The organism is Sphingobacterium sp. CZ-UAM, assembly GCF_002000245.1.
Lineage (GTDB): Bacteria > Bacteroidota > Bacteroidia > Sphingobacteriales > Sphingobacteriaceae > Sphingobacterium.
The window spans coordinates 163399-178015 of the sequence record NZ_MTCM01000001.1; the positions used below are offsets into that span (position 1 = coordinate 163399).

Annotated in this window: 12 protein-coding genes; 7 read left to right on the forward strand and 5 right to left on the reverse strand. The window is 39.3% G+C overall.

Annotation, left to right across the window (positions count from 1 at the left end):
• Nucleotides 1–749: 749 nt before the first annotated feature.
• The 3 genes from BWD42_RS00700 to BWD42_RS00710 all read left to right on the forward strand — a co-directional run bounded on the left by BWD42_RS00700 (nt 750) and on the right by BWD42_RS00710 (nt 8891).
• Nucleotides 750–3887 (forward strand): GH92 family glycosyl hydrolase, encoded by a 3138-nt coding sequence (locus tag BWD42_RS00700; protein WP_077432570.1) that lies wholly within the window; start codon nt 750–752, stop codon nt 3885–3887.
• Between the two features lie 478 nt (nt 3888–4365).
• Nucleotides 4366–6615, forward strand: a complete 2250-nt coding sequence (locus tag BWD42_RS00705) for a GH92 family glycosyl hydrolase (RefSeq protein WP_077432571.1) — start codon at nt 4366–4368, stop codon at nt 6613–6615.
• 32 nt (nt 6616–6647) lie between these two features.
• Nucleotides 6648–8891 (forward strand): GH92 family glycosyl hydrolase, encoded by a 2244-nt coding sequence (locus tag BWD42_RS00710; RefSeq protein WP_077432572.1) that lies wholly within the window; start codon nt 6648–6650, stop codon nt 8889–8891.
• A gap of 80 nt (nt 8892–8971) precedes the next feature.
• Here BWD42_RS00710 and BWD42_RS00715 read toward each other — a convergent pair whose 3' ends face one another.
• The 3 genes from BWD42_RS00715 to BWD42_RS00725 all read right to left on the reverse strand — a co-directional run bounded on the left by BWD42_RS00715 (nt 8972) and on the right by BWD42_RS00725 (nt 10385).
• On the reverse strand, nt 8972–9514 hold the full coding sequence (locus BWD42_RS00715) for a GNAT family N-acetyltransferase (RefSeq protein ID WP_077432573.1): 543 nt from the start codon (nt 9512–9514) through the stop codon (nt 8972–8974).
• A 41-nt stretch (nt 9515–9555) separates the two neighbouring features.
• Nucleotides 9556–10059, reverse strand: a complete 504-nt coding sequence (locus BWD42_RS00720; RefSeq protein WP_077432574.1) for a YfbM family protein — start codon at nt 10057–10059, stop codon at nt 9556–9558.
• 86 nt (nt 10060–10145) lie between these two features.
• Nucleotides 10146–10385, reverse strand: coding sequence for a hypothetical protein (locus tag BWD42_RS00725; RefSeq protein ID WP_217699972.1), 240 nt, complete (start codon nt 10383–10385; stop codon nt 10146–10148).
• A gap of 291 nt (nt 10386–10676) precedes the next feature.
• Between BWD42_RS00725 and BWD42_RS00730 the strand changes: the two genes are divergently transcribed.
• The 4 genes from BWD42_RS00730 to BWD42_RS00745 all read left to right on the forward strand — a co-directional run bounded on the left by BWD42_RS00730 (nt 10677) and on the right by BWD42_RS00745 (nt 13927).
• Complete coding sequence (locus BWD42_RS00730; RefSeq protein WP_077432575.1) at nt 10677–11180, forward strand: hypothetical protein; 504 nt, start codon at nt 10677–10679, stop codon at nt 11178–11180.
• A 19-nt stretch (nt 11181–11199) separates the two neighbouring features.
• Nucleotides 11200–12078: a hypothetical protein gene (locus BWD42_RS00735; protein ID WP_139350970.1), complete on the forward strand. Its 879-nt coding sequence runs from the start codon at nt 11200–11202 to the stop codon at nt 12076–12078.
• A 140-nt stretch (nt 12079–12218) separates the two neighbouring features.
• Nucleotides 12219–12932, forward strand: coding sequence for a WG repeat-containing protein (locus BWD42_RS00740; RefSeq protein ID WP_175991923.1), 714 nt, complete (start codon nt 12219–12221; stop codon nt 12930–12932).
• Between the two features lie 131 nt (nt 12933–13063).
• A complete protein-coding gene (locus tag BWD42_RS00745; RefSeq protein WP_254846149.1) occupies nt 13064–13927 on the forward strand; it encodes a DUF72 domain-containing protein in 864 nt (287 codons plus the stop codon).
• A 12-nt stretch (nt 13928–13939) separates the two neighbouring features.
• On the opposite strand, the gene BWD42_RS00750 is transcribed toward BWD42_RS00745, so the two are convergent.
• Together BWD42_RS00750 and BWD42_RS00755 are read right to left on the reverse strand one after the other, a co-directional pair.
• Complete coding sequence (locus tag BWD42_RS00750) at nt 13940–14272, reverse strand: hypothetical protein (RefSeq protein WP_077432578.1); 333 nt, start codon at nt 14270–14272, stop codon at nt 13940–13942.
• An 11-nt stretch (nt 14273–14283) separates the two neighbouring features.
• Nucleotides 14284–14604 (reverse strand): hypothetical protein, encoded by a 321-nt coding sequence (locus BWD42_RS00755; RefSeq protein ID WP_077432579.1) that lies wholly within the window; start codon nt 14602–14604, stop codon nt 14284–14286.
• Between the last annotated feature and the right edge of the window lie 13 nt (nt 14605–14617).

The following is a 14617-nucleotide window of genomic DNA, read 5'->3' on the forward strand; positions in this document are numbered from 1 at the left end:
ATTGTTGCTTCAAAATTTCCACTTAGACGAATGTCACTTTTAATAGTAGTTTACCAAAATAACAGTTTATCTAAATCTAGGGCCTGAAATGGATCTTTCCAAGCATAAGTTGTTCTCGCTGTCTAAATAAATGGGTCTCTTTTTTGTTTTAAATTCCTGTTATATAATAGAATAATGTTCTACACAAATGGGTAGAATATTGTCCAGCATGATAAAATGTCGGATTTTACTTTCTATCTTTATATTTTCAAGGTAATTTAAAATTATATAAAGATAGTTTATTGGATTCAAAATACCCAATGACATGTGCTGCTTTATATAGAATCTTCATAAAAATTTTAATTTATTTAGGCCTTTCTTAAAAATACCTCTCCCTGATTATTTCAATTTTCGATTTTATTTTAACGGTGCTAAGTCATCCTTAACTTTAGTCCTATTAAGGGGATAACAAACAGCTTAGATAAGAATATCTCTTGTTTTTACTATGTATGTACATTTATATTTTTTACTTGATATTTCTTATTTTTTATAGTATTATTGTGTTCTTAAATTAAACTTTTGAGCTTTTAATCGTGCTTTGTATTGTTTTTTATTATGTATATACAATATTTCACCGGTTAAATGAATGCTTGGGGGCGACTCTTCTTATTCAACTGAATTGGAAGCGAAGATAAATTTAAACAGGTAAAAAGAACCGAATACTAGAATAAGCATTTACTGCATATTTTTTATTATAAAATCCATCGATTATGAAAATGCATCTCCCCATTTCCGTTTGTGCCGGTTTACTGTTAATGACTGGGCAGCTTGTTTCGGGACAGGAAATTACAATTTGGCAACTGGGCAATTCTGATGGCTCCAGTGGAGAATTCGCACTGGCTCCAAAGGATTATAAAAAATTCCTTGAACACGATTTTGGTTACGAAGACAATTATTTTTTGGTTGGGCAATCTTCGTTATCGCGAGATTTACCCTATGTGTTACCCGGACCTGCCAACGAATGGGGCGGGACTGGTGGAACTTCTGGACTAAGAACCCATTTTCTGAATTTATACAGTGTATTGAGTGGTCCGGTTGAAAATGGGAAATGGGCTCTGGAAGTAAAATTGGCAAATAGTGATCCTCAGAATAAACCGACCTTACAAATCGCAATCAATGGTAAATCTTATAATTACGAACTCAAGAATAGTGATGGCCCCGTTGATCCGATAGCTACGGGTTCGAAGTCTGGAGCCTCTACCATACGGATAGCATTACCTGACCATCTTATTTCGACGGGATTTAATCAGGTGACCCTTACCGTAATAAAAGGAGGATGGGTTGAGTTCGATTCCTTTAAGTTATTGGGGCCTGAGCAGGTCAAATTGTTAACAGATTACACCTCAGTAATAAAAGGGGTAAGGCAATCGGATTTTGAACTGAAAAATGGAAATGAACGTATACAGTATATGCTTGTTGACCTTTTGAAATTGAAAGATGACGAGCGCATAAAAGTACTATTGGATGGGAAGAAAATCTATGATAAAACTCATGAGAAAGGAGTATCTCGACTTGAGATTCCCATGCCTTATACATCGAAGGAAGTACGAAGCAAATATGCCATCTATGTCAACGATAAATTAATTCGTACAGCTTTCATAAAACGATCCCCAAAGCGATTAGGTGGGGTTTCGGACTATGTCAATACCATGATAGGGGCTGCGCATTCCAGGTGGATGTTGGCACCGGGACCATGGATGCCATTTGGAATGGTTAAGATCAGCCCCGATAACCAGAATATCGGCTGGCAGGCTGGTTACGAGCCATCGATAGAATCCATTGGTACATTTAGCCATATACACGAATGGACAATGGCAGGGCTTGGCACTTTTCCGACAGCGGGCCAATTGAAGACCAGTGTGGGAGACCAATATAGTGTGCATTCAGGTTACCGTTCTGCAATAGATAAAACAAGTGAACAGGCTCCATTGGGATACTACTCCGTCCACCTCCTCGATCAGGATATTGATGCAAAACTTACTGCGGGAACGCGGTCTAGTTTCCAGAAATATACCTATCATAAGTCAGATACCGGACGTGTTATGATCGATCTTAAAGTGAATGGTGAATATGATTATAAGATCAAAGATCTCTCACTTAAAAAGGTTTCAGATTATAAGGTTATCGGTTATAGTAGCCAGTTGTCCGAAAATGTCTGGTCTACTGATGCCAAGCAGGATTATGTCGTTTATTTCGTCATGGAGTTTGATAAGCCAATTATCAATTTCGGTACCTGGCATGATGGTCGTGTTACAACTAAGGCAGATCTGGATGCGGACAGCGCTCAATTTGCAGGTATGTATGTAGAGTTCGACGTTCGTAAAGACAAGGAAGTGCAATTGCGAACTGGGATTTCCTATATCAGTATAGCTAATGCAGCAGAAAATCTGAAAACAGAACTTTCAGATCCGTTTGGTTGGTCTTTTGAAGCTGTGGTCGAAAATCAACACCGGGTATGGAATGAATTATTAGGTCGCCTGGAGATAAAGAGCAATGACTATCTGGAAAAAGAGAAGTTTTACACCAATATGTACCGCACTTTGGCTAGCCGTAATACGTTTAGCGATGTCAATGGTCAATGGCGATCTTCTGACGAGAAGATCAGAACGATGGAACAGGCAGGGGATCTGGCCCTGGGATGTGATGCGTTCTGGAATACATTCTGGAATTTAAACCAGTTCTGGAACCTGGTAACACCGGAGTGGTCGAACAAATGGGTGCGTTCGCAATTGGCGATGTATGATGCCGATGGTTGGCTGGCAAAAGGGCCCGCCGGGATGGAGTATATTCCCGTAATGGTGGCTGAACATGAAATTCCTTTGATTGTAGGAGCCTATCAGATGGGAATACGCGATTACGATGTTACAAAGGCATTTGAAGCCGTTAAGAAAATGCAGACAACAAGTCCGCTGAAATTTGAAGGTGGTTTTGCAGGTAATCGTGATCTAGATGTTTATCTAAAGTATAAGTATGTTCCTTATGACCTTGGTCGTTTCTCAAATTCCCTGGAATATAGTTTTGACGACTGGAGTGTTGGACAATTTGCAAAATCATTGGGAAAGGAAAAGGAATATGGTTATTTTAATGATAGAGGTAGCTGGTGGAAGAACGCAATAGATGTTAAAAGTGGATATGCGAGGATGAAAGATGCCAAGGGTGAATGGTATCGCGACTTTGACCCGTTTAAATCCGGAGCCAATCATCATTATGTTGAAGGCAATGCATGGCAGTTAACGTTCTTTGTGCCTCAGGATGTCCCGGCATTGGCGAAAATGATCGGGGAGGATGTTTTCCTAAAGCGCTTGGAATGGGGGTTCGGAGAAAGTGAAAAATGGCGATATAACGGGCCAAATGATCAATATTGGGATTATCCTGTTGTTCAGGGAAATCAACAGTCTATGCATTTCGCTTATATTTTTAACTGGTTAAACAAACCCTGGCTTACACAAAAATGGAGTCGTTCTATCGGTGAACGCTACTATGGACAAGGTATTTCCAATGCCTATCTGGGAGATGAGGATCAGGGACAGATGAGTGCCTGGTATATCATGAATGCGATTGGATTATTCCAACTGGATGGGGGAACACGAACAAAACCTATTTATGAAATTGGTAGCCCATATTTTGAAGAAATTAAGATCAAACTGGGACGGCAATATGGGCGCGGAGATCAATTTGTTATAAAAGCTAAAAATGCGAGCAAAAAGAATATGTATGTGCAACGGGCGATTTTAAATGGTAAACCGCTGCAGACATTTTATTTCGATGCAACGGAATTGCTAAAAGGAGGTGAACTTGTTTTGGAAATGGGCGATAAACCGAATATGCAATGGGGATTGTTGCATTAATCAGATCGTACTGAAATAAACTTTTGACGGGAAACTACACATTCAGATTATTACTTTCTTCGTTAGGCAGGACTGTTTGTTAAAGTTTGGTTAAACACAGTGGAGGGGGATAACAAAGCTCGAAGGATGGCGTTATCAATGTAGTTTTCATAATTTAGGTTAATAATTGGTTAGTTAGTAAAAATCCTGGAGTTCCCCGCTTCAGGATTTTTTTGTCGAAAGATATTTCTCCAGAGTTGACAATACGCCGATTGCTATTCATGGATATTGGGGCTGTACTTTAAAATCAGCAGAGTCGTGGTGATTTTAGTTTATTTTTACTCTTGCTAAATCCTATTAACATTTGTAAAATGATAGATATAAGTTTAGCGGATATTTGTAAATCTTTGGTATTATCTGTAGTATTGTGACCACACTTAAAAATGTGCAATCCGCTGTTCATTGTAGCACAAAAGTAGATTGCCTTTATCAACATGATATGATCAAGTTTATCCGCTATTTCCTTTTGGGATTATTTGTTTGGGAGCACGCGTCTGCGCAAAAACTGCCAACAGACTATGTGAATCCTTTTATTGGTACGAGTAATTACGGGACGACCAATCCTGGAGCTCAGGTACCTCATGGTTTAATGAATGTGTCCCCCTTCAATGTAATGGGATCCTCACTTAATGCCTTCGATAAGGACGCGCGTTGGTGGTCTACACCTTATGAACATAGTAATAGCTATTTTACGGGTTTTTCACATGTTAATCTGAGTGGTGTAGGTTGCCCGGATATGGGAAGTTTGTTATTGATGCCTACAGCTGGAAAACTGGAAGTTGACTACCACCAATATGGAAGTACTTATACGCAAGAAGAGGCTCATCCAGGCTATTATAGTAATGTGTTAAAAAAATACGGTATCAAAACAGAGGCGTCCTCAACAGCTCGTGTAGGAGTGTCAAAATTTACTTTTCCGAAGGGACAGGCGAATATTCTCCTCAATTTAGGCGAGGGACTGACGAATGAAACAGGGGCTACAGTCCGTTATGTCAGTGATACGGAACTTGAAGGTTCGAAATTATTAGGTTCGTTCTGTTATACCAACAATCAGGCCGTATATCCTATTTTCTTCGTGATGCGTGTGAATAAAAAGCCCACAAAAAAAGGGTACTGGAAATTTCAACGTGCGGGTGAAAAATGGGAAAACGACTGGAACAAGGATGCCGGCAAATACAAGATTTTTACCGACTATTCAGGCCAACTATCTGGAGATGATCTTGGCGCCTTCTTGAGCTTTGATGTCCAGGAAAATGAAAGTGTGGAGGTTCAGTTGGCGGTATCTTTCGTGAGTGTTGAAAATGCCCGAAAAAATCTGGAGGCAGAGCAGCCAGGTTTTGGATTTGAACAGATCCGAACGCAAGCTTCATCTTTGTGGAACAGTGAATTGTCAAAAATTCAGGTAGAAGGAGGTACTGAAGATCAAAAAACGGTGTTTTATACAGCTATGTATCATGCTATGATCCATCCTAATATATTACAGGATGTGAATGGCGAATATCCGGCTATGGAAAATAGAAAGACCCTCGTTGCAGATCACAACCGCTATACGGTATTCTCTTTATGGGATACTTACAGAAATGTACAACCATTAATGTCACTGGTCTATCCAGAAAAACAGGTTGGTATGATTCGCTCTATGATTGATATCTATAAAGAAAATGGATGGATGCCTAAATGGGAACTTTATAGCCGTGAGAGTTATACAATGGATGGGGATCCAGCCGTACCTGTTATTGTAGATGCCTGGATGAAAGGCATTCGGGATTATGATATTGATACCGCCTATGAGGCATTTTTGAAATCAGCAACGACCACCGATTCGACGAATCGAATCCGTCCGGATAATGCCGATTATGTAAAATATGGTTATGTTCCACTACGTGATTCTTTTGATAATTCGGTTTCCCACGCAATCGAATATTATGTCGCTGATTGGAATTTAGCACAACTGGCCAGCTCGTTAGGAAAATCCAAAGATGCGCAGACTTTTGGCAAAAGAGCGCAAGGTTACAAACATTACTATTCTCCAGAATATGGAACATTTAGGCCTATTCTTCCGAATGGATCATTTTTGACACCTTTCAACCCATTGATGGGAGCTAATTTTGAGCCTAACCATGGTTTTCATGAAGGAAATGCCTGGAATTATAGCTTTGCGATCCCATTTGATATCCCTGGTTTAGTTCAACTGATGGGGGGGAAGAAGAAATTCGTGGCTAGATTGCAAGCAACTTTTGATAAGGGGTATTTCGATGTAACCAATGAACCTGACATGCTTTATCCACATGTTTTTTCGGAGATAAAAGGTGAAGAATGGCGTACACAAAAATTGGTTAAGCAGATTTTGGATAAACATTTTACGAATAGCCCCAGTGGGATACCGGGAAATGATGATACAGGGACAATGTCGACTTGGGCATTAATGAATATGATGGGAATTTATCCTTTTTGTCCCGGCAGACCAGATTATACGATCGTTACTCCGGTATTTGATAAAGTAACTATTCAACTTGATAAAAAGTATTATCCTAAGTCTGATCGTGTGACCATTAGACGCCAAAAAGAGGGCAATGGAGAATTCATCAAAAAAATTATCGTCGATGGAAAGCCATTAGGAGGTTTTAAGATAAGCCATCAAGTTTTGGTCAATAGCAAAGATATCCTGATTGTTACGGGAGACAGATAAATGACACGCAGATTAAAGAAGCTATCTACACTATGAAATATATGAAATACCTGGCAGGTGCAGGTTTATTGGGAATACTGAGCTGTGCCTCACAGCAGGATTCGGCTGAAGGTTCTTATGCAAAATCAGTCAATCCTTTTATAGGGACAGATTTTACGGGTAACACCTATCCTGGAGCACAATCGCCCTTTGGTATGGTGCAATTGAGTCCGGATAATGGATTGCCCGGTTGGGATCGTATTTCGGGTTATTTTTATCCCGATAGCACGATTTCGGGCTTTAGTCATACCCATTTAAGTGGGACGGGAGCTGGGGATCTATATGATATATCGTTTATGCCAGTTACATTGCCTTATCATGAAGCCGCGGAACCTTTGGGCATTCATTCCAAGTTTTCCCATCAGGATGAACAGGCGCATGCGGGATATTATAAGGTAAAGCTGACAGATTATAATATCGATGTAGAGTTAACAGCAAGCCCGCGCTGTGGTATCCAACGTTATACATTTCCTGAAGCGCAGTCAGCTGTTTTTTTGGATCTGAAAAAAGCGATGAATTGGGACGCTACCACCGATTCATATATAGAGGTTGTCGATTCGGTCACCGTACGAGGCTACCGATTTTCTGAGGGCTGGGCCAGAGGGCAGCGTGTCTATTTTGCAACCCGGTTTTCAAAGCCCTTCGAAGCAATTCATATAGACAGTTCAGCAATACAATCAAATGTTGATACGCTTACAAAATCATCCAAACGCATAGGGACGGCTTTCAAAGCACGTTTTGATTTTAAAACAACTGCCGGTGAGCAGGTAACACTTAGTACAGCACTTTCGGGGGTAAGTATGGACGGTGCTTCCAAGAATCTGAAGGCAGAGGTGCCAAAAGATGATTTCGATTATTATTTAAAAGAAGCTGAAAAAAGCTGGAACAAGGAACTTGGTAAGATCACCATCCAAACCGCAGACAAAGAAGCTAAAATGAAGTTCTATACAGCACTGTATCATTCAATGTTGGCTCCTACCATATTTGGAGACGTAGATGGAACCTATTTTGGCGCGGATAGAAAGGTGCATCAGGCTGAGGGCTGGACAAATTATAGTACTTTTTCGCTTTGGGATACCTACCGTGCTTCACACCCCTTATTTACTTACCTTGATCCAAGCCGGGTAAATGATATGGTTAAATCATTTCTTGCATTTTACGAACAGCATGGTCGCTTGCCGGTATGGAATATCTACGGTAGTGAAACAGATATGATGATCGGTAATCATGCAATCCCGGTTATTGTAGATGCGTACTTGAAGGGAATAGGTGATTTTGATGCGCATAAAGCATTGGCGGCTTGTGTGGCTACGGCAAATATAGATAATTATAGGGGGATTGGGTTGTATAAAAAGCTGGGATATGTTCCCTATGATATCGTGGATAAATACAATGCTGATAACTGGTCTTTGTCACGTACGCTCGAATATGCGTTTGATGATCATTGCATTGCTAAGATGGCAGAAAAGATGGGAAACAAAGCCGTGGCATCAACTTTTTTCGCAAGAGCAAAAAGTTATAAAAATGTCTATAATCCTACTACGTCTTTTATGCAGCCACGTAATAGCCAGGGCGCATTTGTAACTCCCTTTGATCCGGAGGAATACAGCGCGCATATCTGCGAAAGTAATGCTTGGCAATATTTTTGGTCAGTTCAGCATGATATCCCCGGATTGATCAATCTTGTGGGGGGAGACGAGCGCTTCGGGCAGAAGTTGGACAGCATGTTTACCTTTCACCCGTCTGATACAAGTAAATTACCTATTTTCAGCACAGGTATGATCGGACAATATGCGCATGGAAATGAACCTAGCCATCATGCTATCTATTTGTTTAATGCAATCGGGCAACCATGGAAAACGCAGCAATATGCTGCTGAAGTAATGGAAAAACTCTATCTCAATAAGCCGTCGGGGTTAAGCGGAAACGATGATTGCGGACAGATGTCTGCTTGGTATGTCTTCAGTGCGCTGGGGTTTTATCCGGTAGATCCTGTGGGTGGAAGATATGAAATCGGTACCCCATTGTTTGAACATAGCGAATTTAAACTTGCGAATGGGAAAAAGTTTACTGTCAAAGCGGATCATGTAAATAAAACCAATATTTACATCCAGTCGGTTACTTTGGATGGGAAGCCGCTCGAAACGAGCTATATCACACATGAGCAGATCATGTCGGGGGCTACCCTTATTTTCCAAATGGGAAGCAAACCTGGGCCGAGGTGGTACAAAAAATAACTGAAAATTAATGCATCGTTTTTGTTGAAAGAACCTCAACTAGCTAACAGCTACTGGAGGTTCCTTGGTGAATGAAGCTATTATTGAATGTTTTTATAAAAGTAGGTTGTACTACACGGTGTGCCATCCGGAAAAAGCGCATAATTCGGAATATTTCCCACAACTTTCCAGCCGCATTTTAGATATAAAGCATGGGCAGGACTATCGGTTACGGTGTCTAAAACCAGAAGTGATTTTTTCATTTTCTTCGCGATGATTTCAATATGTTGCAGTAGATTCTCGGCTATACCCAGACGTCGAAAAGACGAATGTACCAACATTTTTGCCACATCTGCCCGGTGGGGCTGATTTTGGGGAAGGTCTATTTGCAATTGTACAGTCCCAACAATCTGTTCAGTTAGGCTGTCTTTTGCGACAAGTAGTACTGTTTTTTGTTGTTGTACCTTTGCCAGTACATTGTGCCAGAATTCACTTGCCTTTTCTTTACTTATATCCTGCATAAAGCCTACTGAGGCTCCCCCTTGAACAATATCCAATGTTAATGCAGCTAGGTCCGAAACGGTGTTGTTATTTATTTCCTTTAATTCTTGAATGTGGATACTTCTCTTGTCTGAAATATGCATGGTTATATTATCATGTTTTAGTCGTGTGGGATAATTGCGCTTTAATTGAGAAATAGAATTACCGCTTCATGCTGTAATGCGGCCATATGATAAAATGCTTTCAAGTCCTCGAAGTATTGAAGCAGATAATCTAATGCATTTTCATCATCCCAAATTGTGGGATATATATCTTTCTCTAACATCATGATGGAGTCAAAGCGCTGTGTTAATTCTGCTGCTGAAATTTCCTGTAGCGCTAAATCAATCTGTCTGGTTTGTTCGATATCCGTATAGGTCGCTGGACCATAGCCCATGTCCTGATTCCGGTCGATGTCATTGGGGCCAACTAATAGCCAGGATAAAGGAGGTGAGGCCTGATCGTAGGTTCCGATGGATTCTCCTGTTAATAAAAAGAAAATACCTTCCCAGGCTTTATCTATATCGATCAGATTGTTCAAATGTACGGCCTCTTTGCTGTAAACCATATTTCTTAACAGGCGACTATCCGTGAGAAAACTATTCAATGTTTCTGAATTGACCCGGAGAAAATTTTGTATCATGCTCATGATCCCTCGATTTTATCTGATTATTTTTTTTGTTTTGCAGCGTTGTAATGAAACAATGGATTGCACTGTGAATACGCTTCCTGTACCTATGAATTATTACTTCGTGTAAATGCAAAATAAATAACATAGAGCCATCCTAAGATCCCATGTATCAATGCCCATAGAATAGATTTGTTGCGATCCCATGAAGTGACAACTGCAATTACAGAACCAAGTCCGATCCCGGATTGCGTAATCGTCTCAGTTGTAGAGCGGCTAATTTCCTGTCCGAAAACCATACCCGATATCCCAATGAACATAATTAATAAAGCTAATTTTTTCATCATGTTTTATTTAGTTCTTTTCGTTCTTGATTCGTCATTGATTTTCTTCATTCTATTGAATTTCATCTAATGGTCTGTATTCTTTTTCTAAGTTCCGTAATTCTTCTTTAAGAAACAAACTAACGTATCTCTTAACTGGTTTTATCATTCATTAAGGACACAAATGTGGGATCTTTCTTTAAAATTGACCTTTATAAACAGCAAAATAATAACGAATCTTAAAAAACAAGCAGCGAATATTAACTGACTTAAATTGCCTGTTTTGAAAAGACGTTATTTGTTAAAAAATGAGCTATGAGAATTATTATTTTGACATTAATCATCAGTGCATTTGCATTGACATCTTGTGGTGGTAATCTGGATTTTGGTTATAACGAAAAGATTGCCGATCTTTTCTATCAATGTAAGGAGAAGTTGGATGAGAGCTACAATAAATTGTTGGAAGGAGCATATGATGTAGATAAAGCTGACGAATTATCCTACGAAATGACGCTAAAAGAAGTACAGGCATTGAACAGTTATATCAAGGGAATAAAGAGTGAAGTTAATGCATTGACGCCCAGTGAAAGCGCTAAGAGCTTTCATTCGACCATAATGACTTATATGACAAGAATAGCGGATGGTTATGGACCGTTGTTGATCAAATATGTAGATGAACAAAAAAAAGGTGCGAGACAGGCCTTATTGAGAGATATTACTGACGAAAGAGCTAAAATAACAGTCTTAGCTGATACTTGTTTAGAGAAACAGGTAGAATTTTTAAATCGTGTGGGAATAAAAGTTACTGCTGTGCGGTAACACTATTAATTTCGGACAAATGAGAACATGTTTAACAAACCATAGATTTTATTTAATAGGTGTTTTATTCTTGCTAATTGTATCCTGTAAAAGCAAAGCTATAAAGCAGGCTGTTAGCGTTGCCGATCAGCGGCAAATGGTAAGGCCAGACTGGTTAGCCCAGAAGTATTCGCAAGTGACAATGATTGATAATGATCATGTGGCGGTATTAAATGGGAATTACCTCGTGGACATACCATTGCAGTTTAATACAGATTCCAGCTATGTATTTTATTTGAATGCAAAAATTCCAGTCGGACTTTTTAAGGAATCATTGGGGTTTTACCCCGAATTGAAGCAGTTTATTCTTATTGTTCCTGATTGGAAATTTTATGCTGAAGTCAGTAAAATGGCTGCAATGAAAGGTATGTGCGTAGAACCGGAAACGACTAATTTTTACTACTTTATAAGACGGGAAGAGGATCATGTAAAAGTTGATAGTGCTCGCCTTGGAGGACTAGAAAACCCATTGCTTGATTTTGACAAATCTGCGGTTCCGGATGATATGCTAACCGTATATAGGAAGGAAAGCTATGGCTCTGTCTGTTGTCCCCGTGATCCAATGTGGGATATCGCTGATCAGGATAGTTCCTTTATTCGCGGCTTTGAGGAAAAAAATAAATTCAAGGTAACTATTGGGCGATATATTCAAATGCAAGGAAAAGAAGGTGAAAATAGTATATATTACACATTGCCTGGATTAACAACACTACAGCGATTGCAATTTCTGCTTGAGAAACGTGCCCAATGGAGCTTAAACAGAGCAGCCAAGAAAATGCCGCCTTCACCTAAATTGTTTACACCACAATTATTTCAGTTGATAACAATCGGTTTTAACAAGTTTGAGAAAATGCTTTAATAGATAAGACTTCATTGTGGGGTGCGGACCTCCGCTTTTTAAATCTGTCTGTTTTAAGCTGCATGATTTAAATAACATTTGATAAATAAATATAATTTTGAAATAGTATGAGCATAAACAATCCATATAAAATTATGGGCATGGTAGCAATAATCGTATTTATAAGCAGTTCTTGTCAAGGACAAGGTTCAACCAAAGCTGCTAAAATAGCTTCGGAAGAGGCTATTTTGCCAATCAGTCAATTGCAGGGGAAATATAATGCAGCCGAAGATATTTGGGAAAATCCAGATACTGCCTATGAACAATTTATACGATTTGATGGCGAAAATCTTGCTACTTTTTATCGGACGGATGCTGATGGAGCTTTAGGGACCGTTGGTATTGTTGATAAAACAGGAAAGGTTATTGTCCAACCCAACTATTTCAGTACATCAACAAAACCGCGATCTGGCTTTTTTGAAGTACAGGATAGCAAGCAACGTGTAGGTTTGATCGATGTGAATGGGGTAGAAGTTGTACCACCTCAATATGAAACTATCTTTTTGGACGACAGTTTGTTGGAGATTGACAGCACGGTGATCAAAGTCGATAAAGATGGGAAACAGGGTTTTATCGATCGTAACGGGAAGATCGTAGTACCGCTAAAATATCAGCTCCTTGATATCGCGGGTAAGAATAGAATTATGTATATGGAATCACCCCAACATTGGGGATTGATGGATTATAATGGCAAAATAATCACAGCCCCAGTTTTTACACACAGCGGTATCTTTGTCGAAGGAAAAACTGTCTTACAACAAGCCGATGGCGAGGCGTATACCCTTTATGAAGACGGGAGAATTGATAAGAAATAAGCGCTATTGTGGACAATGGCTGGAAACGTTCATTTCTGTAAAATTTTGGAATTGTGGGATATGTTTTGTGCTGGAAGAAAGATAAACATAATTCCAAAAGAAACCTAAATCATTGTCAAAGAGAACGGAATATGTTCGTATGGAAACCTACGGCAGATTGTTCGCAGCCCATTTCAAGTAGTGGACTTGTAAAGTATTATTTGAAATTTGATCTATTTGTTCGTTTCAATTGTTCTAGTGTTATGGAGGTTCAATATTTTTCAGGCACAAGTGGAATCCTGTTGCCTTATAAGAATAAAAGTTATTTTCCCGACAGTCTAAAGGACAGAAGTAGGCTTTCTGTATACAGTCTATTGTTTAATTCGTTGGAGGTAAACAGCTCATTTTACAAAATACCCCGTAAGGAAACTGTCGCTAGATGGTCTCAGGAAACAAGTGATAACTTTCGTTTTACTTTTAAGCTTTGGAAGGGAATTACCCATCAAAAAGGTTTGATTTTTGAACCTAGTGATGTTGTTAGATTTTTGGATATCATCAACGCAGTGGGTAATAAGAAGGGATGTTTATTAATACAATTACCTCCGTCAGCCACGTTTTCTTTGCTGATCAAATTAGATGAACTGTTAAAATGCATTGCGACAGATACACGAAGTTTAGGTTGGCACATCTGTGTTGAATTTCGTCATCGGTCTTGGTATTGTCAGGAAACATTAATCTTATTAAATTCTTATGGTATGAATTTGGTGTTACACGACAAAGATGGTTTTGGAATAAACAATAGGATGCATACTGAAAATGATATCATCTATCTGCGTTTTCACGGTCCAGAAGGTGATTATAAGGGAAGTTATGAGAATGCTGTTTTACATGAGTATAAAGGTTATATCAAGGAATGGTTAGCTGAGGGTAAGGAAGTGTATGTCTATTTTAACAATACCATCGGCGCTGCTATTAAAAACCAAAGAACCCTAGAAGAGTATGTTAAAAGAGGATAATATACGGATTGTTTAAAAGATATTTTCACGGATATATTCTTTCCCCATATAGCCGTCCCAATTTTCATGGTCTCGCATAATGTGATGATAGACGGTGGTCAAAGCCTGCATTTTGGTCAATAAAGGAATACCTTTCCGAATGCAGTCGTAATCTGTGTAAATTCCATTGCAATCATTCCATTGAAGCCATTGCAGCAACTCCTGACGTTTCATGTGCGTGAGCCTGTCAAAAAGGGATTTATCTTTTAAATCCAGGAGTTGATAGCGCCAATCCTTTGACTGAGAATTCATTGCGATGATTTTTGGTAATTGATAACCGATAATCTGTTTGATGAAAGATTCCATGTACTGAACAATTAGTTGTTGAACATAAGTTGTATTGGACCATGCGAAACACGATTAACCTGCTTTTTCGTATGATTTCGCAAGATCGCTTTGTAGGTGTATTCTACCGCCTTTGACTTACAAAGAGGCTTAACACCATTATGCATACATTTACGATCAGTGTAATTACCTTTGGGATTATACCATTGGAGCCAATCAACAAGTTTCTCCCGGTCCATTTCCTCGAGCCGTTGAAATAAACCATTTATCTCGCTTTCTTTAAGCTGCTCACGCCAATCGGTCCATATGGGACGCGACGTAAATTCTCTGTTTGCTTTAAATTTATTTTCCATTGTTTTTACTTTT